Source organism: Candidatus Thiopontia autotrophica (assembly GCF_982804495.1).
The window spans coordinates 1,846-24,723 of the sequence record NZ_CEYDPX010000023.1; the positions used below are offsets into that span (position 1 = coordinate 1,846).

Here is a 22,878-nt window from a genome sequence, read left to right on the forward strand (position 1 = left end):
ACCCAAGAGGGTCCGATGATGAGCACCGATGGGGTCAGGTCTGCGTTTTTACTGTTATTTTTGGCGTCCACCTTATTGCAACCATCTAACGATCAAATAACAGTAAAAACGCAGACCTGACCCCACTAGTCATTGAGAATATCCATATACTCCGCCACCCCTTCCTCAACAGTCATGAATTGCTTGGAGTATCCGGCACTGCGCAGGTTGCTGATATCTGCCTCGGTAAAGCTCTGGTAGGCGCCTTTGAGGTGGTCCGGGAATGGAATGTACTCAATCTCCCCCTTTCCGTGCCAATCGATCACTGCATTGGCCATATCATTGAATGATTGCGAACGTCCTGTTCCCAAATTAAAGATTCCCGATCTGTCTGGATTATCCATAAACCAGAGATTCACTTTCACTGCATCTCCCACATAGACAAAGTCTCGACGCTGCTCCCCATCCCCATAGCCATCACAACCGGCAAACAGTTTGGCGATGCCACCATCCTTGAGCTGATTATTAAAGTGGAATGCCGTACTCGACATAGTCCCTTTGTGCTGCTCACGCGGACCATAGACATTGAAGTAGCGGAAGCCAACCACCTGGCTCTTCATCTCAGTCTGTAGCCTTCTCACATACTGATCAAACTGGAATTTGGAGTAGGCGTACATATTGATCGGATGCTCGTGCTGCCGATCCTCCACAAAGGTGGCCCCCGCCCCATAGACCGAGGCAGAGGAGGCATAGAGATACTGCACCCCCCGCTTGAGGCACCAGTGAAGTAGTGATTTGGAGTATTCGTAGTTGTTCTTCATCACGAAGTGGCCATCCCACTCTGTGGTGGCTGAGGTCGCCCCCTCATGAAAGATTGCCTGGACATCACCAAACTCATCGTCATTATTGATCCGATCGATAAAATCCAGACGATCCATATAGTCAGCAATATCAAGATCGGCCAGATTGCGCATCTTGTGGCCATTGGTGAGATTGTCAACCACCAGAATATCGGTCTCACCACGCTCATTGAGAGCCTTGACAATATTACTGCCGATAAATCCGGCTCCACCTGTGACTATAATCATTCTTCTGTTCCCTTCATTCTCTCAATCATTGAGGTTGTGGAGTGTCCCTCTACAAATTTCAATATCTCTACTGAGCCCCCATTGGCTATCACGCATTCGCCTCCTGCAACCTCTTCTGGTCTGTAGTCCCCTCCCTTTACTATCATGTCTGGCAGGACTCTGCAGTAGAGTCGTTCCGGGGTCTCCTCGGTAAATGGAACCACCCAATCGACGCTCTCCAATGCAGCCAAGACTGTCATCCGCTGCTCTATCCCATTAATTGGACGGCTCACTCCATTCACATCGCCCTTGAGCTGCCTAACCGACTCATCCGAGTTGACTGCAACTATCAGGCGGTTCCCCAGTTTTCTCGCCTCTGCAAGATAAGTTACATGGCCGGTGTGGAGCAGGTCGAAACAGCCGTTCGTCATCACCACCTTCTCTCCTCGTGCATGTGCATACTCAATGGCCTGCTGCAGCTCATCCTCGGTGAGGATGCCAAAACCACCCTCTTCCGGATCGTGAGCGGCATGGTGCAGCTCTGCAACGGTGGTGGTTGCGGTACCCAATTTTCCGACCACAATTCCAGCCGCAAGGTTAGCCGTCGCCACCGCATCCTGACGTGTTGCCCCTGCTGCCAGCCCTGCGGCAATAGTTGCAATTACGGTATCTCCCGCACCGGTTACATCATAGACCTCACGGGCATGGGTTGGGTGGTGGAAAGGCCCATCCCCCTCTTCTGAACCAGGACAGAGCAGCGTCATTCCATCCTCACCACGGGTGATCAGCAGAGCATCCATCACCAGCTGCTGGCGAAGCTGCTCACCCTTTTCTACAACATCCTCGTTGCCACTACATGTCCCAACCACAGCCTCAAATTCAGAAAAGTTTGGGGTCATCAGGGTGGCGCCACGATATTTGGAAAAATCATCCCCCTTGGGGTCAATTAATACCTCTTTTCCTGCGGAACGTGCTAGCTGAATCATGGTCTGCACATCGCTCAATGTACCCTTGCCATAATCAGAGAGGACTACCACATCGTGCTGCTCCAGTTGTCTCTTGTAACGCTCCAGCATCGCCTCCAGTGAGAGCTGGTCAAAACGGTTCTCGAAGTCGAGCCGAATCAGCTGCTGATGACGGCTAAGCACTCTCAGTTTGGTAGAGGTACGAACCCCCTCCTCCTGCTGGAAGTCACACTGAACCCCATGCTCAGTCAATGCTCTCTGCAGACTATCCCCCTCGTTGTCTCTTCCCACCACACCCAACAGGGTAACTGCACCGCCCAATGAGGCAATATTGAGGGCAACATTGCCAGCACCACCTGGGCGCTCCTCAATCTCGCTAATCTGCACTACAGGAACGGGCGCCTCTGGAGAAACACGCTCTGCTCCACCAGACCAGTAGCGATCCAGCATCAGGTCTCCAACAACCAGTGTCCGTCCTTCTGAAAACCGGGGAAATGGGTGGTTCACCACTGCTCCTCAATTTTTTCACACCAGAAATGGGCAATCAGAATATGCGCCTCTTGAACCCTGGCAGTAATGGTAGAGGGGACAGAAATTGTCTGATCAGAAATCTCGCCGACGCCACCACCAATCTCACCGGTTAGCCCTATAGTAGCTACCCCCTGCTCTTTTGCAGCACGCAACGCCTTGATCACATTCACGCTCTCCCCGGAGGTTGAGATCCCCACCACAACATCTCCCGGTCTGGCTAGTGCCTCAATTTGTCTGCTAAAGATCTGGTTAAAATCAAAATCGTTGCCAGTTGCGGTAAGAATTGAGCTATCTGTAGTCAACGCAATCGCTGGCAGTGCCCTTCTTGCTTTTTGATAACGGACAACTAGCTCTGCTGCAATATGTTGTGCGTCGGCTGCACTCCCCCCATTCCCCATCAGCAACAGCTTCCCACCATGCTGTAGAGAGTCTCCAATTTTCTGGGCAGCCTCAGTGACCTCACTCTCCATATTTCGAAGAGCTGTAACAATCTCAATGTGTTCATCCAGTACTGACTTGAACATATCTACCCTTTAACTATCTCTGTGGTATTCACGATACCACTCTGCAAAATTCTTCACACCCTCTTTTACCGACATACTCGGCTTGTAACCGAACTCCTCAACCAGGTCTGTAACATCGGCATAGGTGTCGGGCACATCTCCTGGCTGCAGTGGCAGCAACTCCTTATCAGCCTCAACCCCCAGGGACTCCTCCAGCGCCTCAATATAGTCCATCAGCTCTACCGGATTGTTGTTGCCGATATTGTAGATGCGCCATGGTGCACTGCTGGTGGCAGAATCGGGATTATCTCCACTCCACTCCGGGTTGGGAGGTGCTGGTCTATCCAGTACCCGAATCACCCCCTCAACAATATCATCGATATAGGTGAAGTCCCGTCTGTGTTTTCCGTAGTTGTAGACCTGGATCTTCTCTCCTGCGAGGATTGCTCGAGTGAATTTTTGCAGCGCCATATCGGGGCGATCCCAGGGGCCATAGACGGTGAAAAATCTCAGTCCTGTGGTTGGCAGGTTGTAGAGATGGCTATAGGTGTGGGCCATCAGCTCGCCCGCCTTTTTGGTCGCTGCGTATAGGCTGACTGGATGGTTGACGTTGTCGTGGACACTAAATGGCATTTTGGTATTGGAGCCATAGACTGAGCTGGAGGATGCGTAGACCAGATGTTTTACCTGATTATGTCGACACCCCTCCAGAACATGGCCGAAGCCAACAAGATTGGTGTCGATATAGGCGAGCGGATTCTCCAGTGAGTAGCGGACCCCAGCCTGGGCCGCCAGATTGACCACTCCCTCAAACTGTTGCTCTTTGAATAGTTTTGCCATCCCCTCACGATCTTCCAGATTCATCCGGATGTGGGTGTAGTTTGGGTGGTCTTTGTGTCGTGCCAACCGTGCCTCTTTCAGAGCAGGGTCGTAGTAGTCGTTGTGGCTATCGATTCCGACCACCTCATCGCCCCGCTCCAACAGACGAATGGAGAGGGCAGAGCCGATAAAGCCGGCGGCGCCGGTTACTAATATCTTCATACGTTGAGCATCTTCATGAATCACTTCCAAACAGATCTCGGGTCACAATCTTATCTTTAACATCATCGATCTCAGCAGAGAGGCGGTTGGCTATTATCACGTCAGAGATCTCTTTAAACTCCTCAAGGTCATTGATAACCCTGGAGTGGAAAAACTCATCCTCCTCCATTACTGGCTCATAGATCACCACCTCGACACCCTTGGCCTTGATCCGCTTCATGATCCCCTGGATGGAGGAGGCACGGAAGTTGTCCGAGCCGCTCTTCATGATCAGTCGGTAGACACCCACAACACTCGGGTTCTGTTTAAGAATGGAGTCTGCAATAAAGTCCTTGCGGGTGGAGTTTGCCTCGACAATGGCTTGAATAAGGTTGTTTGGTACATCCTGGTAGTTTGCCCGCAACTGCTTGGTATCCTTGGGCAGACAGTATCCGCCATAGCCAAATGATGGGTTGTTGTAGTGGGTTCCAATCCGTGGATCCAGTCCTACACCCTCAATTATGTGTTTTGCATCAAGACCATGCACCTCTGCATAGGTGTCGAGCTCATTGAAGTAGGCGACACGCATGGCAAGATATGTGTTGGAGAAGAGTTTGACCGCCTCCGCCTCTGTGGAGTCGGTAAACAGTACCTGAATATCGTTTTTCTCTGCCCCTTCGACCAACAGGTTGGCAAATGTTTTGGCTCTCTCACTCTGCTCGCCCACAATGATGCGAGATGGATGGAGGTTATCGTAGAGTGCCCTGCCCTCTCGCAGGAACTCTGGGGAGAAGATGAGGTTTTTGCACCCCATTGTTTTGCGGGTGCGCTCCGTATATCCAACCGGCACTGTGGATTTGATTACCATTGTGGCATCCGGATTTATATCTCTTACATTGCTAATGACCGATTCGATGGATTTGGTGTTGAAGTAGTTGGTATCCGGGTCATAATCGGTTGGGGTAGCGATGATGACGAAGTCTGCACCCCTGTAGGCCTCCTCTTTGTTCAAGGTGGCCTTGAAATTGATATCTCGGTTCTGCAGAAAATCCTCGATCTCCTCATCGACAATAGGGGACTCTCCACGATTGAGCATCTCGATCTTCTCGGGGATGATGTCGAGCGCCACTACCTCGTTGTTCTGGGCGAGGAGCATTGCGTTGGAGAGGCCGACGTAGCCTGTGCCTGCTATGGCTATTTTCATAAATTGTTATCTTTTTAAATCTATCTATTAAATACGATCAAGCCAATCATCATAGCCATCCAACCGCCCATGGACCAGATCAAAGTACATGGTCTGTAACTTCTCGGTAATCGGACCACGGCTACCGGCACCAATAGCACGGTTATCCAGCTCCCGAATAGGGGTCACCTCCGCAGCCGTGCCGGTAAAGAAGGCCTCATCCGCAGTGTAAACCTCATCACGGGTAATGCGCTTCTCTCTGACTTCAACCCCGATCTTTCCAGCTAGCGTCATCAACACCTGGCGGGTGATTCCATCCAGTGCAGAGGTCAGCTCCGGGGTATAGATCACCCCATTACGGACAATAAAGATATTCTCTCCACTCCCCTCTGCCACAAAACCATCCACATCCAGTAGCAACGCCTCATCATACCCATCCTTCTGTGCCTCACTCAGAGCCAGCATTGAGTTTATATAGTGGCCGTTGGCCTTAGCCTTGCACATGGTGATATTTACATGGTGACGGGTAAATGAAGACGTCTTGATACGAATCCCCTTCTCCATATTCTCCTCACCCAGATATGCACCCCACTCCCATGCTGCAATCATGGTATGAACTTTCAGATTATCGGCACGAAGCCCCATCCCCTCGGAGCCGTAGAAACACATGGGCCGAATGTAACCGCTCTCCAAGCCATTCTCTCGAACCGCCGCCTTGGTCGCATCATTGATCTGCTCCGGGGTCCAGGGAATCTCCATATCCATGATATGGGCAGAACGGAAAAGACGATCTGTATGCTCCTTAAGTCGGAAAATTGCTGGTCCATCAGCAGTTTTGTAGGCCCGAATTCCCTCAAACACACCCATTCCGTAGTGGAGGGTATGGGTCAGCACATGGACTTTGGCATCACGCCAATCCACCATCTCTCCATCCATCCAGATTACGCCGTCACGATCATCCATCGACATCTTGCTATCTCCAAAAACCGGGATTGCCCCATAACCACCTCATGAAGCAATGATAATTGACACATTATACGAGGTTATTGACTATCTGCACGCCCCAATTACCCAAAAATTACCGAGATATCAGTTGCCCCCCACCCCATTTTTTGGCACAATTCGCGCTCTTTTTTGTAAGCACTCATATTTTTTGGTGCCAGTTTAAAGTTTGTTGGAGAGTAATAATGTCCAGAGTATGTCAGGTGACCGGTAAACGCCCTGTTGCGGGTAACAATGTGTCCCACGCACATAACAAGACGCGTCGTCGTTTTCTTCCTAATCTTCATACCCACCGTTTCTGGGTAGAGAGTGAGAATCGTTGGGTAAAACTGCGCCTCTCCAGCAAGGGAATGCGTATTATCGACAAGAATGGAATCGATTCCGTACTGTCTGATATCCGCGCCCGTGGCGAAAAGGTTTAAAGGAGCATAATCATGCGTGACAAGATCAAACTCGTATCAAGTGCCGGAACAGGCTTCTACTACACCACAACCAAGAACAAGCGCACCATGCCCGAGAAGATGGAGATCAAAAAATATGATCCCCGTGTACGCAAGCATGTGATCTTCAAAGAGGCTAAAATCAAGTAAAGGCCTCTCTTGCCAGATTCTCAAAAAAGCCTGCTAACTGCAGGTTTTTTTGTGCACATAATAAAAATATGAGCAGTTCAAATACTGTATGGCACCACGCAACCGTCAGATCATTGATGCTATTTATATACTAGACAGCAGCAACACTCCGGAAACATCTACCTCACACCGCCACCCTGTAGCAATCAGTGAGGTTGATACCTTTTCGGTGATAATTGCAGGACCCTCTACTACCTCCCCCACACTCAATAGCTCTCTTTGAAAAACCGGAACCTCACCAACTTCAGACGATACAGGCTGCACAGGTGAGTGTGATTCCTGCCCACTGTTGTGCAGTGAAAACTGTGGCGAACTCTGCTCTCTGACCTTCACTCTTATATTGACCAGCTCAATCGGAAAATCGAAGTTATGGCCATAACGCTCGTAATGTGCCTGATGGAACATCTCCTCCAGAAGAGAGTAACCACGCCACGCCACATTCAGGGTAAATGACTGTCCCTTGTAACGCAGATCCACACTGCGGATCAGCTCAATATTTTCCTTCTCAACACCCTCTGCAGAGAGTGCCTGTCGCCCTCTCTTCTCCAGCTGGCTGAAACTCTGCTCTAGCGATATCTCGTCAAGATCAGTGGCCAGCATAATAATGGATTGCGACAACACCCGACCACGCGGAGCAACCAACATTCCCAATGCCGAAAGAACCCCGCCATATAGAGGGATCGCTGCACGACTCATCCCCAGAGACTCCGCCAAGGCACAGACATGAAGTCCTCCCGCCCCACCAAAAGAGACCAGAGTAAATTCTCTGGGATCGACACCACGCTGTACGGAAATAACACGCAATGCATGAGACATGTGTTCATTGGCTATCTGCACTATCCCCTCTGCCGCCTCCTTTACAGAGCAGTTCAATGATTCTGCAATTCTGCCAACCGCCCTCTCTGCTGCCTTCATATCCAGCGACATCCCGCCGCCCAGAAAAGCATCAGGCAGCAATCTTCCAAGCAAAAGATTGGCATCGGTAACTGTGGCATCTTCTCCGCCATTGCCATAACAGGACGGTCCTGGTGATGCCCCCGCAGACTCCGGACCAACCTGCAACATTCCCCCCTCATCAACTCTGGCAATCGAGCCTCCGCCGGCACCAATTGTGTGCATATCCACCATTGGTACAGCTACTGGATAACGACCTATTTTACCCTCTGACGTCAGCCTGATATCACCATCAACCAGTGCCACATCAGTTGAAGTTCCGCCCATATCAAAAGTGAGAAGTTGTGATTTCCTAATCTGTTTGCCTATATAGTGGGCAGCAGCAAGACCGCCGGCAGGGCCTGACAACAACATATGGACAGCCTGTACACCAGCACTGTCTGCAGAGATTGTATTGCCTGAAGACTGCATCACTGAAACCTGAGCATCCTCGACCCCTTGCTCAAGACGTCCCAGATAACCCTCTACCAGTGGCCCGACATAACTATTGAGCCAGGTGGCAATCCCCCTCTCGTACTCCTTGTACTCGGGTAACAGGGATGATGAGCGCGACACAAAAATATCCTTGGGCACAACCGATTCAATCTGAATTTCCGGATCAGGATTCAGGAAAGAGAAGAGAAGATTTATTGCCACAGAGTCAGGGTTACGTTGCTCTATTTCATCTCGTAGCCTGTTGAGCTCTTTCTGGGTTAGCCTCTCTATAATCTCGCCAGACGCATCAATTCTGCCGCCTGTCTCCAGGCAATCCTCACGTGACACCGGCGGAGCAACCGGTTTTGGCTGTAGATTGTAGAGCTCCTCACGCGCCTGCCGACCAATGGTCAACATGTCAGCAAACCCTCTGTTGGTTATAAACAGAGTATGGACACCCTTACCCTCTAGTACCGCATTGGTTGCTACTGTGGAGCCATGGATAATAGTCAACCCGTGAACATCGATACCCATCTCATCAATGCCTTGCAGAATTGCCTGTTCTGGGGACGATGGGGTCGACAGCACCTTGTGGATGTGAAGTTTCTCGCCATCCCACAACACAAAATCGGTAAAGGTTCCGCCAGTATCTACGCCTAAAATCATCGCCAAATTATACCTAAATCCTGCAAGTGATCACGGCTACAGGATTGAGGTTACACATCGGTTACACTTGTCACCATGCCTGAACTACCGGAAGTAGAGACCACAAGAAGAGGAATTGAACCAGCCTGCCTGGGACAATCCATAACCAAAGTGATCGTCAGACAACGATCACTGCGCTGGCCGATCCCGAAAGGTATCGAGCAGAAACTAAAGGGGGCGATTTTTCGTAAGGTAAGTCGCCGGGCAAAATATCTGCTTCTGGAGATTGCACGAAACACCGCACACAATAACCACGCCACTATTATTCTCCATCTTGGTATGACCGGCACATTTCGTGTTCTGGAGCAGGGGACTCCTGCAGAGAAACATGACCATATCGATATCCTGCTCGACAACGACACCCTGCTCCGTTTCCGCGATCCGCGCCGCTTTGGTGCATTTATTTTAACGACCGAGCCACCCAAACAGCACCCTCTGCTGAAAAATCTTGGGATTGAACCAGTTCTTTATGGCCATACTGCAGAAGATGTTGCAGAGCACCTGTACGCTCAATCAAGAAAACGAAAAACATCTATCAAATCTTTTCTAATGAATCAGAAGATTATCACTGGCGTCGGCAACATCTACGCCTGCGAGTCACTATTTCTCAGCAGCATCCACCCTAAAAGAGCGTGCAACAAAATCTCGAAGCAACGCTATCTGGAGCTTGCCAGAGCCATAATCTCAACCCTTACAACATCAATAAAACAGGGAGGAACAACGCTACAGGATTTTCGCAATAGTGAGGGCAAACCCGGTTACTTCCAGCAGCAGCTTCTTGTCTATGGCAGAGAGAATGAACCATGCACAGAATGCGGGTCTACTATCAGAAAGATAACCCAAAACCAGCGTTCCACCTGGTACTGCCCACGCTGCCAACACTGATTTGTTAAAATCGCCCAATGGATATACATAACCCAACAGCGTGTGAAGAGAAAGAGCCTTTTGCCCTTCAGGTGATTGGTGAAAGCATGGCACCAGAATTCAATGATGGCGCCGTCATCATAATTGACCCCGGCTGCCCTGTAGTAAATGGTGCATATGTTCTGGCGGCCTACAAGGATGAGTACCATTTCCGTCAACTGGTTCGCCGCGATGGCGCCACATATCTGGTTCCACTAAACGGACTATTTCACTCACTTAAGCTCAGCGGCCCTTTTGAGGTTCGTGGAGTTATAACCCAGCAAAATCACAAACGTACCATTGTTCACTACGAGTATCCGGAGGATGGGGTAATTAATCGCAGAGAGAGTGGACGCCGCAAGAGGGGCGGGAATTAAAAAAGGCTCCACCAAGGAGCCTTTTACAGAGTTTGAAATGAGTTGTCTAGGCGGTTAACTTCTCATACTTTGCTCTCAACTCATCCTCACCCTCCTCATGGTCAGGATCAGGCAGACAACAGTCTACCGGGCATACCTCCACGCACTGTGGCTCATCATAGTGACCGACACACTCGGTACATAGATCCGTAGTAATCTCATAAATCTCGTCACCCTGAAAGATTGCCTCATTAGGACACTCAGGCTCACACACATCGCAGTTAATACATTCATCCGTAATATAAAGCGCCATCTCTTTTCCCTATCATTTTTGCGTGAATTCTTGAATCCTTTTATTATACACCGTCACTTAATTTCTGTTCCAGCGCCAGCTGCACATTTTTCTCCACAAATGGGGAGACATCCCCTCCCAGGGAGGCAATCTCACGTACCAGGCTGGATGATATATAGGAGAATTGCTCGGCGGGAGTCAGGAACATGGTCTCAATATCAGATGCAAGGTGACGATTCATCCCCGCCAACTGGAACTCATACTCAAAATCAGATACTGCACGCAGTCCTCGCAAGATAACGCCGGCGCCAATCGAACGGGCAAACTCAACCAGTAGACCATCAAAAGATACCACCTCAACCCCATCCAGCCCGTTCAATGTATCTCTCGCCATGTCAATACGCTCCTCAACAGAGAAGAGTGGCTGCTTGGAACTATCAGTTACCACTGCAATAACAACATGGTCAAAAATTCTGGTCGCACGCTCAACCAGATCGATATGTCCTTTGGTGATTGGGTCAAATGTTCCGGGATAGACTGCCTTCATGATTCCTCTCTACCTTTACTCTCAAGAAGCATATATCGTACCTGACCAGCCTTACCCTTGCGAGCCACAACCCAGTCGGATGGTATTTCCAACTCATCTACCCCCTGTTCTGTCTCAATATAGAGCTGCAATTTGGGAGAGAGCTCTGACCTCTCAAGCAATATAAATACCTTCTCCAGCATGTCTCTGTTAAATGGTGGGTCCAGGAAGATAAGGCTGTATGGGGAGAGCTCCCTCTTCTCCAGAAAGATAAAGGCATCCTCTCTAAACACCTCTCCCCTGTCACTTTTCAATAGCTCAAGGTGCTCACCAATTGCCTGGGCACTCTTCTGTTCAAACTCCACAAAGTCGACATGAGATGCCCCCCGTGAAAGTGCCTCCAGACCAAGCGCGCCACTACCTGCAAACAGGTCAAGACAGAGTGCTCCCGAGATAGTTGGCTGAAGCCAGTTGAAGAGGGTCTCACGCACCCGATCAGGTGTAGGCCGAATCCCTGGATTATCAGGAAAGGAGAGGGTTCGCCCTCGCCACTCTCCGGCAACAATCCTGAGACGTCTGCCGCCTCGCGATTTCCCCTTTTTTACCATACTGCACTGTTACCTAATCAGGCTTGCCACCCACAATAACCGTTACCATCTCTGATGGGTGTAGCCGATGTCTGAATGCATTCTTGATGCTCTCACTGGTTACTGCCTCAACATTCTGGTTAAAGGTATCCAGGTAGTCATCAGGCAGTCCGTAGAAACCAATCATCCCCAGATAATCGATAATCTTCTTGTTGCTATCAATCCGCAGAGGAAAGCCACCGGTAATATTCTTTTTTGAACGTATCAGCTCCTCAATGCCCGGCCCCTGCTCAATAAAATCTACTATGGTTTTACGTAGCACCTCCAGCGCCTCATCCCTGCTCTCATTCTTGGTCTGCAGACCAGCCTTGTATGGCCCCTCTCCAGCCATCGGCGCAAAGTAGCTGTAGGCACTGTAGGCCAAGCCACGCTCCTCTCGCACCTCTTCGGAGATTTTTGAGACCAGACCACTTCCACCCAATATATGGTTACCCACATAAAGGTCAAAATAGTCTGGATCACCTCGGCGCAACACTGGGTGCCCCATCAGCAGATGGCTCTGTACTGATGGGTAATCAACCCTGATCGTATCACCCGGCTTTGCAGTTACCGCATCTGGTAATTTTGGGGCCCTCTCTCCCATCGGTATGCTTCCAACCACTCTCTCGGCAATCTTCTTGGCCTGCTCTCTGCCAACATCCCCAACAATTGCAATAACTGCATTGCTTCCAACATAGTACTGCGCATGGAATCTGCGCAGATCACTGCGCTTCAGTGCCTTGACACTCTTCTCAGTTCCACTTGATGGCTCTGCATAGGGGTGGGTTCCATACATTGCTCTAAAGAGCGCCTTCTCTGCAATGGTTCCAGGTGACTGTTTCTGGGCCTGAATCCCGATCAACTGGCGGCTACGCTCTCGCTCAAAGGCACTCTTTGGAAAAGATGGATGGTGAATAACATCCGCCATCACCTCCAGTGCGGGGTCCAATATATGGTCATCACTCAGACTACGCAGTGACACCACCGCCATATCACGCAGCGAGTCAAAACCAAGGTTTACACCCAACCTGTCCATGGTCTCTGCGATTGCCTCCTCCCCAAGCAGCCCTGTACCAGTAGAGAGGAGACCATTGGTCATTGCTGCTATCCCCCCCTTTTTGCCATCTCGTGCACTTCCTGCGTCAAAGATCACCCTGATATCAACCATTGGAATCTCGGGGGTATGTACATAGAGAACCTGTGCCCCACTGGCTGTACTCCAACGCTCAATCTGCGGTATTGCCGCTACGGCCATAGAGAGTAGTAGGCCGATTACCAAAACAGATAGCCTGCTAATCATGCTGTTTCTCCTTGCTTGTTTCACTATCTATTGGAAGAGGGTCCAGAGTTGCTGTTGTCATCTGATCAAAATCCAGGTATTTCTCTGCCACAGCCATCACCTGTTCCGCTGTCACCTTGCGAATATTCTCTGCATAGCGATCTGCCTCCCGCCAATCGAGACCAATTGTCTCCATGGTTCCAATCTGCATCGCCTGGTAGAACACCGAGTCACGTTCAAAAACCTTGGCGGCCACTACCTGTGCCTTAACTGTATCGAGCTCTGCTTTTGTGACCGGCTCTCTTTTAATCTCCCTTAACTCTGTCAGTAGAGCTTTTTTGACCTCTGCAACGGTATGTCCTTTCCCAGGAACACCCTCCACAATAAAGAGCGTCTGTAGTCGATCATAGGGGTCATAACCAACCCCGGCACTGGTTGCAATCTCTGTTCCACGAACCAGTCTCTTATTAAAACGTGCGCTATCCCCCCCATCCAGCACATATGCCATCACCTCCAGTGCGTATGGCTCCCATGCGCTCTCGGCAGTCACCACAGTAGGTGCTGGAAACCCCATCACCAGATACGGAATCTCGGCAGGAACCCTGACTGTCACCTCTCGAGCACCCAGCTGTCTGGTCTCCATTCGAGGTTTTGGCGGCTTAATGACGGATGGCTCAAGATGTCCGTAATACTTTCTAGCCATCTCAATAACCTCATCTGCAACCACATCTCCGGCAACTACCAGGGTGGCATTATTTGGGGCGTACCACATTGCATACCACTCTCGCAGATCCTCGATGTTGTAGTTCTCGATATCATTCATCCACCCTATTACTGGATGGTGATAGGGGCTAGTCTGAAATGCCGTAGCCATAAACTGTTCATAGGTGAGTGATGTGGGCTTGTCATCAGTACGCATTCTGCGCTCCTCCTGCACCACCTCACGCTCCTTGAGAAACTCCTCCTCCGGCAGGGTCAGGTTACGCATTCTGTCCGATTCAAGTTCCATGCTGATAGGGAGTCGGCTCTTCTCCAGGCGCTGAAAGTAGGCCGTATAGTCACGCCCGGTAAAGGCATTCTCACGCCCTCCATTCTCCGAGATGATCTTTGAAAATTCATTGGGACCATGCTTCTCTGTCCCCTTGAACATCATATGCTCCAATATATGGGAGATACCGGTAATCCCGTCCACCTCATAACTGGAACCAACCTTGTACCAGATCTGTGAAACCACAACTGGTGCCCGATGATCCTCCTTGACGATCACCTTCATCCCATTTTCCAGCATAGCCTCTGTAACATTGGCTGCAGTTCCCACTGATGGGACTACAAATATAGCCAACAGAGTAAACAGTACACTGCCAGCAGCCATTTTCCTCAGGCAGATCAGATTCATTTAACTTATTCCTTGTAACATCAATGGTGCAGAGATTGTACCCGAGAAGACATGGCACAGAGAGAGAAGTTCAACCTCATTGCCCATAATCAAACATCAACTACATTATTGACTAATAGTGGTCTTGCCATAACTCCAACATTTCTATACTGTGGTGATCGAAGCTTTAACCAAGGAACCCCCGAAAAAGCTTAATGGGATGGAGGAGTGATTGACTATGAAACCAGGTCGTTCAGCAACGCTGGCGGGTAGTGCTCTGGTTCTTGCTATTGCGGCCGGGTGTGGCGCGCAACAGCAACAAACTTTATACAAACCCATCAAGGAGCGTATTTATGGAGCTGATGCAGCGGCCGCTGTGGCAGATCCAACCAGACCAAAGAACGAATACAACATCAGTCTGAACTATGAGCTGGGCATGCACTGTACCGGCTTTGATTTTACCTACTGCTGTGTACTTCCACCTTACAACTCTGTCCAGGCACAGGTCATCAAGACTGCTGTGGGCGCCAAGAAATGGCCAGAGGTGCTGGAATCTGATGAGGAGGAGCACGGTATCCTCGTTGATGGCAAGAAGAGGATGAAGATCAAGTTTGGCCATACTGACAACACCTATTCAGAGGGTGACAAACTCGCCTACTGGGATGTCAAATATGATGTTAATGGTGATGGTCAGTACACAGAAAATGAGAATGTGGCCAATGCCTATTTCACCCACCTCTATGTATACAAGGATCTAAAGGGGTCAAATCCCGATGGAACCAGTGCGGATAGCAAGAAGGCACGGGTTGGAATCGAGATACCCATTCCAAAGGATAATGGCCCTGCCGGTGCTGCAGTACCAAGCCCTATGAGTGGCGGACATCTCCACTACTCTGGGGTGAAGGGCACTACTGTATTCACCAAATCACCTGTACTGGACAATGTGCCAATCGTACTGACCAACCCTGGAATCTGGGATGCACTAGGTCTGGCATTGACCCCTTGGCAGGACAGCATCATGAAACGTGACCCACTAAACATGCTGGAGAGCGAGATTCGCCCGTTCCAGGAGTCCTGGGCTGCACTGGTGGATGCAGAGTCTGGTGAGGCTATTATCGATAGCGTCAACGGCAAGCCTGTTCACTTTATTGGAACAAGCCCTATTGATATACCTAACTGTGCAAACTGCCACTCCAACAAAAATGCCAATGGAGACAAGTACAACCTCTGGAAAGTTGAGAAGGCATTCTGGAAGGCGCTGGGCGCAAGTGAGTGGATTGCAAACCTGAAGGGAACCTCTCTCTCCATTCTTGAGATGCATGATGACAAGCATGGTACGGACTTCCTCAAGAATTACGATCCAGGCTCACGCTCCAAGGACAACCGTATGGGCGGGGACCCCATCCTCTGCCAGAAGTGTCATGCAGATAACGTGATCGGTGTCCTGCAATCCAAAAAGGTTAGTGACATTATTCCTGGCGGAGAAGATCGGATAATCATGCCACTGACCGAGGCAATTCACCTGGTTCACCAGGAGAAGCGTCCACTTCCAGATAGTCAGGGCCGTACCGGATCATGTCAGGGCTGTCACCCATCACATCGTCAGGATGGCAATATGGATCGCTATCCGATAACCGAGAATGGCGAAAACCTATTTGCCAATGCGGATAATCGTGATGGCGAAGGCTGTTTTGCAGGTCGTGATGTCCACTCCAACCCTTACAAGGACAAGGATGGGGCTGGCACACCAGAGCATCTAAATGCAATTGGTAGCTGGATTCAGGCCAACGTCTCCAATATCGGCAACGGTGAGGGTGGCAAGGGCCTCTGGTGCACCAACTGTCACTCACCTCTAGCCAGAGCGCTTTATCAGGCTGACAACCTCACGCACGCATTCCGTCAGGAAGGTGCCACTCTGCGTGACAAGTCTCTGGAAGAGATCGCAGCTGGCATCGGTGTCGATATGGCAACCCTGGAGTCAATGATGGATCCCAAGGTGGTACTTGACGCTGATGGCAACGATACCCCAGGAAAATCCCAGATCCTTGCACTGTGGGATCCGGAGATTGCACATCCTGATATTGCAGTTATCGCAATCAAGGATGGAGGCCCCATGGGATCCAGGGATGAAGATGGGGACTTCAGTGTTATTCCGCTCTCTGCCAATCCTGCTGTAGATGTTGCCTCGCTGACCCTGCCTGAGGGTGCTGATGGTGCAATGGCAGTACCTTACAATGCTGCAACGCACGGTAAATCCTACTGGCTATCCGCCGGCGAGCCGCACTGTGCGGACTGTCATGCTGCCCCTTATGTTGAGGGTCAGGGTGGTGTTGCATTCCCTATCAACCAGCCAGGCAAATACAGCCTGATGCGTTATACCAAGGGGCATGCTGGTCTCGCCTGTCAGGTCTGTCATGAGTCAACTCATGGCCTCTACCCTGTAACTGCTGATGTGGATATCACCACATACAAACAGGCGGCACAATTCAACCCGGATGGTTCTCACGGACCCATGGTCTGTGCAGCTTGCCACTACACCAATGAAACCGGTGTGCCTCTGATTGCAAACAAAGAGGTGTGGGAAGGCAAGCCCATCATGGATGACTTCGATGCGGCAGTATCCTGGATGCATGCAACTGCACCGGACCTTGGCGGCGCAATCCCTGACGAATGATCAATTCGCCGAATTGAGATTTCAAAAGTAACTGAAGGGGGGGGGTAACGCCCCCCTTTTTTGATCCTGATGCTACATCGACCAAAGGAATGAATATTATGTTGAAATGGATCCAGTTGGCCCTGCTTGCTGGTCTCTCTCTGGGAGTATCCAATATCGCTCTCTCCAAGGGAGAGGCAACCCCACTGATCTCTGTTGAGGGATACACCATTACCGACTACGATATTGAGCGTGTCATTGTGAGTTCTCCACTGGCAGATCAATATCCAACACTTAATGAGAAAGATCAGGCGGCAATGCGTGGCGCCATTCTCATGCGTCTGGTAAATATGCAGCTACTCTATCTTGAGGCCATTAACCAGGAAATGGACCGGGATCCAGCGTTTATTGCAGACCGTGAGGCCTTCATAAAAGGAATTACCTATAAGCTATATATGGATAGATTGCGTGCATCGATCAAGATTCCCGATAAAGTAATGAGCGCTCTGCTCTCCAGGCTCAAGGGAAATTCTGGCGCCCTGGACGCATCCATTGCCCAGTACAAATCACAACAGTACAAACTGGTTCGTTCTCTTGCACTGAAAAAGATCCGTGAACAGCTCCACCTTTCTGTTCACGAAGAGCGCATAACCCCTGCAATCACTCCCAAGACAATTCTGGCGGAAGCCGACAACTACATAGTCAGCTTCTCTGACCTTGGGGTTGAGCTTGAAGGCAAGGATGATTTTCATGCGGCAACCATTGAGGAGCGTCTCTACCAAAAATTGGAGATTGATCTGGTCAATATGGTCTCCGGGGATATATCTGACGGACTAAAGAACACCATTGATGCCTTTTCCCGAGAGCGTCTGCCTGCCATGCTGTTAATGAAAAAAGAGAATGAGTGGGCACCAGATCGTGTCGCAGCACGTGCCTACTTTGAACAACACCGTGAACTTGGGTTTATCCCTGAGCAACGCATGATCTCACAGATTGTCCTTGATAGCCGTGAAAAGGCTGAGGCGACAAGAAAGCGGATACTTGCTGGAGAGAGCTTCTTCCGCATGGCAAAACTTCACAGCATTGACCCCTACGGACGAAAAAATGCCGGACAGATGGGGTGGCTGACAAAGGGCAAGGCGATGCCTGCCATCGAACAGGTGCTGGAGAACATGAAGGAAGAGGAGATTAGTGAGATTGCCGAGACCGAGAAAGGATTCCACCTGATCCTGCTACAGGAGATCAAACCATCCATTCAACATGAGTATGAGGAGGTCTACGACAGAGTGCGCCAGGCCATCACTGATGAGTATCTCCCTCCATTTGTACGTTCTCTGCAGCACAAATACAAGATCGAGTTCGCAGATCCTGTTGCCGAGATTCCAGTAGAGCGCCCCTGATTCTCATTAGTCGCCCGTAGATGCGTCAAACAGATCCTGTAATGTTATCCTTCCACAAATATCTTTATCCCAAATCCACAGATAGAAACATGAATACTGCACATCATCCTCTGTTTCTACTTGGGGCTTTGGGTTTATGAAAGTGAGGATTTTGGATCAATGTTTGGATTTGGAAAAAAAAGTGAAGCGGATGAGAAAACAGGTGTCATCAGTCGCCTGCAAGAGCGTCTCGCTCGTACCCGCTCAAACCTGAGTGACGGGCTTGGAACCCTTCTTTTTGGAAAAAAACGTGTCGACGATGATCTGCTGGAGGAGCTGGAGACCAGACTACTTACTGCAGATATCGGAATTGAGGCAACCCAGGAGATTCTTTCACAATTAACGGAGCGACTCTCCAGAAAAGAGAGCGATGATCCTGATGCAATGCTTGATGCCTTGAAAACAAGCATGCGAGAACTGCTGGCTCCACATGAGTCCCCTCTTCAACCAGAAACTGCCTCCCCTTACGTAATTCTGATGGTAGGAATCAATGGCGCAGGAAAGACCACTACCATTGGAAAGCTTGCCAAACAGATCCAGAACAACGGAAAATCTGTAATGCTTGCTGCCGGTGATACCTTTCGCGCTGCTGCAGTGGAGCAGTTGCAGAGCTGGGGGGAGCGTAATGATATTCCAGTCATCGCACAGCATACTGGGGCAGACAGCGCCTCTGTGCTCTACGATGCAGTTGAATCAGCACGTGCTAAAGGGGTTGATGTTCTTATTGCAGACACAGCAGGCCGTCTTCACACCCAATCCAATCTGATGGAGGAGCTAAAAAAAGTTAAGCGGGTAATGCAAAAGCTGGATGTCTCAATTCCACACGAAGTCATGTTGATTCTGGATGCCGGTACTGGCCAGAATGCAGTGCATCAGGCAGAGCAATTTCATGATGCCGTAGGGATCACCGGCATCACTCTCACCAAAATGGACGGTACCGCAAAAGGAGGGGTGATATTTGCCATTGCAAAACAGCTTGCGCTTCCGATCAGATTTATTGGTGTTGGAGAGGGAATTGATGATCTACGACCTTTTAACGCTACAGAGTTTGTAGAGGCCATACTTGCAGAGTAACTCATAGGTATCTCATTGTTTTATATCTGTTTTTCTGTCTCTATTACATAAAATTTCACTCTCCTTCCAAGGGAACCAAAACAGGAATTAGCACTCTAACCTTGCGAGTGCTAATTTTAGCCGTTATAATTAAAAATATAGAAAACAGAGAGAAAAATTAATGAGTTACGCCCTTCAAACAACACATGCTCAATTTCCTGCCGTAACGGTAGACAGCGTTGATGCCTACCTTCAGAGCCTGAGAAAGTTTCCTGTTCTCAGCCAGGAGGAAGAGCAGGAGCTGGCCATCCGCTTTCATGAGCAGGGTGATCTGGAAGCGGCACGCCACCTGGTCATCTCGAACCTCCGTTTTGTTGCCCATATTGCCAGAGGATATCTGGGGTATGGTCTTCCTCTGGCAGATCTGATTCAGGAGGGAAACCTCGGACTGATGAAAGCTGTGCGCCGCTTTGACCCGGAGAGAAAGGTCAGACTGGTATCCTTTGCCGTCCACTGGATCCGCTCGGAAATTCATGAATACGTACTCCGTAACTGGAGCATCGTAAAAGTTGCCACAACCAAGGCCCAGCGTAAACTCTTCTTCAATCTGCGTAGTTCCAAAAAGCGCCTAGGATGGTTCTCTCGTGAAGAGGTAGATACAGTCGCCAAAGACCTGAATGTAAAACCGGAAACTGTGCTGGAGATGGAACACCGCCTGAGCCACCATGATGCCTCTTTTGACCTCCCCATGGGGTGTGATGATGAGGATGACCATTTTGCCCCTGCCGCATTCCTGCAGGCTCCAACCTCCACTCCAGAGGAGGAGTTGGCAGAGAGTGACTGGAGAGAACAGTCAACCAGCATGATGCGATCCGCTCTTACTACTCTGGACGAACGTAGCAGAAACATCATTGTCCAGCGTTGGCTGAATGAGGATAAGAGCACTCTGCAGGAACTGGCTGATGAATATGGTGTCTCTGCCGAACGTGTTCGTCAACTGGAACAAAATGCCCTCAAGAAAATGCGGGGCCGTATTACTCTCTAAGCTCCTTCAAGAGCGCTCAAAAAAACGGGTATACTTCCCTCTATGAAAAAAGAGCGAATCTGTATCCTGGGTGGCACCGGTTTTGTTGGTAGCCACCTCATCCACCGACTATCAAAAACTGATGCCTCGATTACAGTGGTTACACGTCATCGTGCACGCCACCGTAACCTCCTGATCCACCCAGATATCTCTCTGGTTGAGGCCGATATACATGATGAGGATGCATTGGAAAATCTATTCCAGCACTGTGATGTAGTAATAAACCTGGTGGGCATCCTTAACCCAAAAGGGTCGACAGGAAGCTTTGAGAAGGTACATGTCGAGCTTGCACAAAAAGTTGTAACTGCCTGTAACCGCACAGGGGTCCAGCGCCTTCTGCACATGTCCGCTCTCCAGGCCGGATCTGTCAATGCTATCAGTCAGTATCTGCGCTCCAAGGGAGAGGGAGAGAACCACGCTCATCTGCAGGCAGGAAACGCTCTTAATGTGACCAGCTTTAGGCCGTCTGTAATCTTTGGTGAAGGCGATCACCTCTTCAACAAATTTGCCACTATGTTGCGTCTACCACTTTTGACTGTTCCACTAGCCTGTCCAGAGGCACGCTTTGCGCCGATTTATGCGCAGGATGTTGCAGAAGTATTTATCCAGGCAATTCACAACCCTGGAACCTACGGCAAACGCTATGATCTCTGCGGCCCCAGAGAGTACACCCTGATGGATCTAATGGAATTTACCGAGCGCTGCATCGGGGTTCGTCGACTCATTGTTGGATTAAGCAATTCACTATCCAGACTGCAGGCCAAAGTCCTTGGCAGGTTGCCAGGTAAAATAATGACGCTAGACAACTATCGCTCGATGCGCTCTGCCAGTACCTGTGAACAGCCTCTGGATAATATCTTTGATATCGAGCTCACCCCTATGGAGAGTATCGTCCCTGGCTATCTGGGTAGAAAAAACCAGCAAGTCAACTATATGAACTACCGCATGGCGGCAAAACGGTAGTGACGACAAATAAAACCGTAAAGTAACAACAGATAACTATCAGCTATGGAATCAACAACCTTAAGTAAAGAGCAACGTATACTCAGAATGGTTCGCAAGACCCTTGGAGCCATTGCTCGTGAGACTGCACCACAGGAAGGGAAGGAACACCCGCTGACCAAACAGACATTTGATGATATGCGTGACTGTTTTGCCCTGGTTGCACAGCGTGAAAAAGAGCTACTGGATGAGGCTGGAATAAAGAGCAGTATGCGCCCCACCTTCAGTGACGAGCCCAACAGCACAAAAGTGGTCTCTATTGACTCTCTCACAAATCGAAAAAAGTAGATACCTGGTCGGTGGTGCAGTCCGTGACCAGCTGTTGGGAATCACTCCCAAAGAGAGGGACTGGGTAGTTGTTGGAAAAAGTGAGCAGGAGATGTCTGCGGCAGGATTTCAGCAGGTAGGCAAGGATTTTCCAGTCTTTCTCCATCCAGACACCCATGAAGAGCACGCCCTGGCACGTACCGAGCGAAAAACTGCCCCTGGCTACCGTGGCTTTACTGTTCATGCCGACCCATCTGTAACCCTGGAAGAGGATCTGCTGCGACGTGACCTCACCATCAATGCAATTGCACAGTCCGCCGATGGCTCACTAATAGACCCGTTTGGCGGAGAAGATGACCTGCAACAGGGAATCCTGCGGCACGTATCAGATGCCTTTGTTGAGGACCCGGTACGGATCCTCCGCATTGCCCGTTTTGCTGCCAGCTTTGGCAAATGGGATTTTCGTGTTGCCCATAAAACCCACTCCCTAATGAAGCAGATGGTTGAGAATGGTGAGGTTGACTCACTGGTTCCGGAACGGGTCTGGCAAGAGACGCTCAAAGCTCTACAGACCGAATATCCAGCACGCTACTTTGATGTACTCAGGAGCTGTGGTGCCCTAAAACAGATCTTTCCCGAGCTTGAACAGCTGTTTGGAGTTCCTCAACCACCGCACCATCACCCCGAGATAGACAGCGGCATTCATACCCTGATGGTTCTGCAACAGGCAGTCCGTCTCAGCAACAAACCCACCATCCGCTTTGCTGCACTGGTGCATGATCTTGGCAAGGGAACAACGCCCAAGGATGAGTGGCCAAAACATCATGGGCATGAACACCGAGGAGAAAAACTTGTTCAGGGATTTTGCAAACGACTCAAGGTGCCAAATGAGTTCCGCGAGCTAGCACTGGCTGTCACCAAATACCATGGCCACTACCACCGCGCTGAAGAGATGCGCGCCGACACCATTGTCAAAATGCTCGAAGGGCTGGATGCATTCCGCCGCCCGGAGCGATTTGAGGATTTCCTGATTACATGTGAGGCAGATCAGCGTGGCAGAACCGGTTTTGA

Annotated in this window: 23 protein-coding genes; 11 read left to right on the forward strand and 12 right to left on the reverse strand. The window is 50.0% G+C overall.

Going from position 1 to position 22,878, the window contains the following annotated elements:
* Positions 1-125 precede the first annotated feature (125 nt).
* Genes rfaD through AC3ZFK_RS07020 form a run of 6 tightly spaced genes read right to left on the reverse strand, consistent with a single transcriptional unit; the run spans position 126 to position 6,217 of the window.
* Positions 126-1,067, reverse strand: a complete 942-nt coding sequence (gene rfaD / locus AC3ZFK_RS06995; RefSeq protein ID WP_487507399.1) for an ADP-glyceromanno-heptose 6-epimerase — start codon at positions 1,065-1,067, stop codon at positions 126-128.
* Positions 1,064-2,518 (reverse strand): bifunctional D-glycero-beta-D-manno-heptose-7-phosphate kinase/D-glycero-beta-D-manno-heptose 1-phosphate adenylyltransferase HldE, encoded by a 1,455-nt coding sequence (gene hldE / locus AC3ZFK_RS07000; RefSeq protein WP_487507398.1) that lies wholly within the window; start codon positions 2,516-2,518, stop codon positions 1,064-1,066. The genes rfaD and hldE overlap by 4 nt, the downstream gene beginning before the upstream one ends.
* The gene (locus AC3ZFK_RS07005) at positions 2,515-3,066 is read right to left on the reverse strand and encodes an SIS domain-containing protein (RefSeq protein WP_487507397.1); all 552 of its coding nucleotides are present in this window, start codon (positions 3,064-3,066) and stop codon (positions 2,515-2,517) included. Before AC3ZFK_RS07005 ends, hldE begins: the two co-directional genes overlap by 4 nt.
* Before the next feature lie 9 nt (positions 3,067-3,075).
* Entirely contained in the window at positions 3,076-4,086 is a 1,011-nt protein-coding gene (locus AC3ZFK_RS07010) for an NAD-dependent epimerase (RefSeq protein ID WP_489433761.1), read from the reverse strand.
* Between the two features lie 13 nt (positions 4,087-4,099).
* Entirely contained in the window at positions 4,100-5,269 is a 1,170-nt protein-coding gene (locus AC3ZFK_RS07015) for a nucleotide sugar dehydrogenase (protein WP_487541503.1), read from the reverse strand.
* Between the two features lie 27 nt (positions 5,270-5,296).
* On the reverse strand, positions 5,297-6,217 hold the full coding sequence (locus tag AC3ZFK_RS07020; RefSeq protein ID WP_487507239.1) for a branched-chain amino acid transaminase: 921 nt from the start codon (positions 6,215-6,217) through the stop codon (positions 5,297-5,299).
* A 218-nt stretch (positions 6,218-6,435) separates the two neighbouring features.
* On the opposite strand from AC3ZFK_RS07020, the gene rpmB reads away from it, so the two are divergent.
* Together rpmB and rpmG are read left to right on the forward strand one after the other, a co-directional pair.
* Positions 6,436-6,672 carry a 50S ribosomal protein L28 gene (rpmB, locus tag AC3ZFK_RS07025; protein WP_487507238.1) on the forward strand — a complete coding sequence of 79 codons (237 nt, stop codon included), beginning with the start codon at positions 6,436-6,438 and terminating at the stop codon, positions 6,670-6,672.
* 12 nt (positions 6,673-6,684) lie between these two features.
* Complete coding sequence (gene rpmG, locus AC3ZFK_RS07030; RefSeq protein ID WP_487507237.1) at positions 6,685-6,840, forward strand: 50S ribosomal protein L33; 156 nt, start codon at positions 6,685-6,687, stop codon at positions 6,838-6,840.
* A gap of 123 nt (positions 6,841-6,963) precedes the next feature.
* Here rpmG and AC3ZFK_RS07035 read toward each other — a convergent pair whose 3' ends face one another.
* Entirely contained in the window at positions 6,964-8,913 is a 1,950-nt protein-coding gene (locus AC3ZFK_RS07035) for a hydantoinase/oxoprolinase family protein (protein ID WP_489433762.1), read from the reverse strand.
* 75 nt (positions 8,914-8,988) lie between these two features.
* On the opposite strand from AC3ZFK_RS07035, the gene mutM reads away from it, so the two are divergent.
* Positions 8,989-9,837 (forward strand): bifunctional DNA-formamidopyrimidine glycosylase/DNA-(apurinic or apyrimidinic site) lyase, encoded by an 849-nt coding sequence (mutM, locus tag AC3ZFK_RS07040; protein ID WP_487507235.1) that lies wholly within the window; start codon positions 8,989-8,991, stop codon positions 9,835-9,837.
* Between the two features lie 17 nt (positions 9,838-9,854).
* Positions 9,855-10,232, forward strand: a complete 378-nt coding sequence (locus AC3ZFK_RS07045; RefSeq protein ID WP_487507234.1) for a S24 family peptidase — start codon at positions 9,855-9,857, stop codon at positions 10,230-10,232.
* Positions 10,233-10,278: 46 nt separating this feature from the next.
* On the opposite strand, the gene AC3ZFK_RS07050 is transcribed toward AC3ZFK_RS07045, so the two are convergent.
* The 5 genes from AC3ZFK_RS07050 to AC3ZFK_RS07070 are packed head-to-tail and all read right to left on the reverse strand — an operon-like array spanning position 10,279 to position 14,330.
* Complete coding sequence (locus AC3ZFK_RS07050) at positions 10,279-10,524, reverse strand: YfhL family 4Fe-4S dicluster ferredoxin (RefSeq protein WP_487507233.1); 246 nt, start codon at positions 10,522-10,524, stop codon at positions 10,279-10,281.
* A gap of 43 nt (positions 10,525-10,567) precedes the next feature.
* Complete coding sequence (gene coaD, locus AC3ZFK_RS07055; protein ID WP_487507232.1) at positions 10,568-11,050, reverse strand: pantetheine-phosphate adenylyltransferase; 483 nt, start codon at positions 11,048-11,050, stop codon at positions 10,568-10,570.
* On the reverse strand, positions 11,047-11,637 hold the full coding sequence (gene rsmD / locus AC3ZFK_RS07060) for a 16S rRNA (guanine(966)-N(2))-methyltransferase RsmD (protein ID WP_487507231.1): 591 nt from the start codon (positions 11,635-11,637) through the stop codon (positions 11,047-11,049). Before rsmD ends, coaD begins: the two co-directional genes overlap by 4 nt.
* Before the next feature lie 13 nt (positions 11,638-11,650).
* On the reverse strand, positions 11,651-12,955 hold the full coding sequence (locus AC3ZFK_RS07065; protein WP_487507230.1) for a M16 family metallopeptidase: 1,305 nt from the start codon (positions 12,953-12,955) through the stop codon (positions 11,651-11,653).
* Positions 12,948-14,330: a M16 family metallopeptidase gene (locus AC3ZFK_RS07070; RefSeq protein WP_487507229.1), complete on the reverse strand. Its 1,383-nt coding sequence runs from the start codon at positions 14,328-14,330 to the stop codon at positions 12,948-12,950. Before AC3ZFK_RS07070 ends, AC3ZFK_RS07065 begins: the two co-directional genes overlap by 8 nt.
* A gap of 217 nt (positions 14,331-14,547) precedes the next feature.
* Here AC3ZFK_RS07070 and AC3ZFK_RS07075 point away from each other — a divergent pair, with 217 nt between their 5' ends.
* The 7 genes from AC3ZFK_RS07075 to AC3ZFK_RS07105 all read left to right on the forward strand — a co-directional run.
* Positions 14,548-16,983, forward strand: a complete 2,436-nt coding sequence (locus AC3ZFK_RS07075; protein WP_487507228.1) for a cytochrome c3 family protein — start codon at positions 14,548-14,550, stop codon at positions 16,981-16,983.
* A gap of 98 nt (positions 16,984-17,081) precedes the next feature.
* A complete protein-coding gene (locus AC3ZFK_RS07080) occupies positions 17,082-18,362 on the forward strand; it encodes a peptidylprolyl isomerase (protein WP_487507227.1) in 1,281 nt (426 codons plus the stop codon).
* Positions 18,363-18,521: 159 nt separating this feature from the next.
* Entirely contained in the window at positions 18,522-19,475 is a 954-nt protein-coding gene (gene ftsY / locus AC3ZFK_RS07085) for a signal recognition particle-docking protein FtsY (RefSeq protein WP_487507226.1), read from the forward strand.
* A gap of 160 nt (positions 19,476-19,635) precedes the next feature.
* Entirely contained in the window at positions 19,636-20,499 is an 864-nt protein-coding gene (gene rpoH / locus AC3ZFK_RS07090; RefSeq protein ID WP_487507225.1) for an RNA polymerase sigma factor RpoH, read from the forward strand.
* 42 nt (positions 20,500-20,541) lie between these two features.
* Positions 20,542-21,501 (forward strand): complex I NDUFA9 subunit family protein, encoded by a 960-nt coding sequence (locus AC3ZFK_RS07095; protein WP_489433763.1) that lies wholly within the window; start codon positions 20,542-20,544, stop codon positions 21,499-21,501.
* 45 nt (positions 21,502-21,546) lie between these two features.
* Positions 21,547-21,828, forward strand: coding sequence for a segregation and condensation protein A (locus AC3ZFK_RS07100; protein WP_487507222.1), 282 nt, complete (start codon positions 21,547-21,549; stop codon positions 21,826-21,828).
* On the forward strand, positions 21,800-22,878 hold a 1,079-nt coding region (locus tag AC3ZFK_RS07105; protein WP_487541501.1), incomplete at its 3' end, for a multifunctional CCA addition/repair protein. The genes AC3ZFK_RS07100 and AC3ZFK_RS07105, both read left to right, overlap by 29 nt.

Coding starts and splice junctions, on each gene's coding strand:
- rfaD (WP_487507399.1), bottom strand. CDS start 1,067: ATGATTATAGTCACAGGTGGAGCCGGATTTATCGGCAGTAATATTGTC.
- AC3ZFK_RS07005 (WP_487507397.1), bottom strand. CDS start 3,066: ATGTTCAAGTCAGTACTGGATGAACACATTGAGATTGTTACAGCTCTT.
- AC3ZFK_RS07010 (WP_489433761.1), bottom strand. CDS start 4,086: ATGAAGATATTAGTAACCGGCGCCGCCGGCTTTATCGGCTCTGCCCTC.
- AC3ZFK_RS07015 (WP_487541503.1), bottom strand. CDS start 5,269: ATGAAAATAGCCATAGCAGGCACAGGCTACGTCGGCCTCTCCAACGCA.
- AC3ZFK_RS07020 (WP_487507239.1), bottom strand. CDS start 6,217: ATGTCGATGGATGATCGTGACGGCGTAATCTGGATGGATGGAGAGATG.
- rpmB (WP_487507238.1), top strand. CDS start 6,436: ATGTCCAGAGTATGTCAGGTGACCGGTAAACGCCCTGTTGCGGGTAAC.
- rpmG (WP_487507237.1), top strand. CDS start 6,685: ATGCGTGACAAGATCAAACTCGTATCAAGTGCCGGAACAGGCTTCTAC.
- AC3ZFK_RS07035 (WP_489433762.1), bottom strand. CDS start 8,913: ATGATTTTAGGCGTAGATACTGGCGGAACCTTTACCGATTTTGTGTTG.
- mutM (WP_487507235.1), top strand. CDS start 8,989: ATGCCTGAACTACCGGAAGTAGAGACCACAAGAAGAGGAATTGAACCA.
- AC3ZFK_RS07045 (WP_487507234.1), top strand. CDS start 9,855: ATGGATATACATAACCCAACAGCGTGTGAAGAGAAAGAGCCTTTTGCC.
- AC3ZFK_RS07050 (WP_487507233.1), bottom strand. CDS start 10,524: ATGGCGCTTTATATTACGGATGAATGTATTAACTGCGATGTGTGTGAG.
- coaD (WP_487507232.1), bottom strand. CDS start 11,050: ATGAAGGCAGTCTATCCCGGAACATTTGACCCAATCACCAAAGGACAT.
- rsmD (WP_487507231.1), bottom strand. CDS start 11,637: ATGGTAAAAAAGGGGAAATCGCGAGGCGGCAGACGTCTCAGGATTGTT.
- AC3ZFK_RS07065 (WP_487507230.1), bottom strand. CDS start 12,955: ATGATTAGCAGGCTATCTGTTTTGGTAATCGGCCTACTACTCTCTATG.
- AC3ZFK_RS07070 (WP_487507229.1), bottom strand. CDS start 14,330: ATGAATCTGATCTGCCTGAGGAAAATGGCTGCTGGCAGTGTACTGTTT.
- AC3ZFK_RS07075 (WP_487507228.1), top strand. CDS start 14,548: ATGAAACCAGGTCGTTCAGCAACGCTGGCGGGTAGTGCTCTGGTTCTT.
- AC3ZFK_RS07080 (WP_487507227.1), top strand. CDS start 17,082: ATGTTGAAATGGATCCAGTTGGCCCTGCTTGCTGGTCTCTCTCTGGGA.
- ftsY (WP_487507226.1), top strand. CDS start 18,522: ATGTTTGGATTTGGAAAAAAAAGTGAAGCGGATGAGAAAACAGGTGTC.
- rpoH (WP_487507225.1), top strand. CDS start 19,636: ATGAGTTACGCCCTTCAAACAACACATGCTCAATTTCCTGCCGTAACG.
- AC3ZFK_RS07095 (WP_489433763.1), top strand. CDS start 20,542: ATGAAAAAAGAGCGAATCTGTATCCTGGGTGGCACCGGTTTTGTTGGT.
- AC3ZFK_RS07100 (WP_487507222.1), top strand. CDS start 21,547: ATGGAATCAACAACCTTAAGTAAAGAGCAACGTATACTCAGAATGGTT.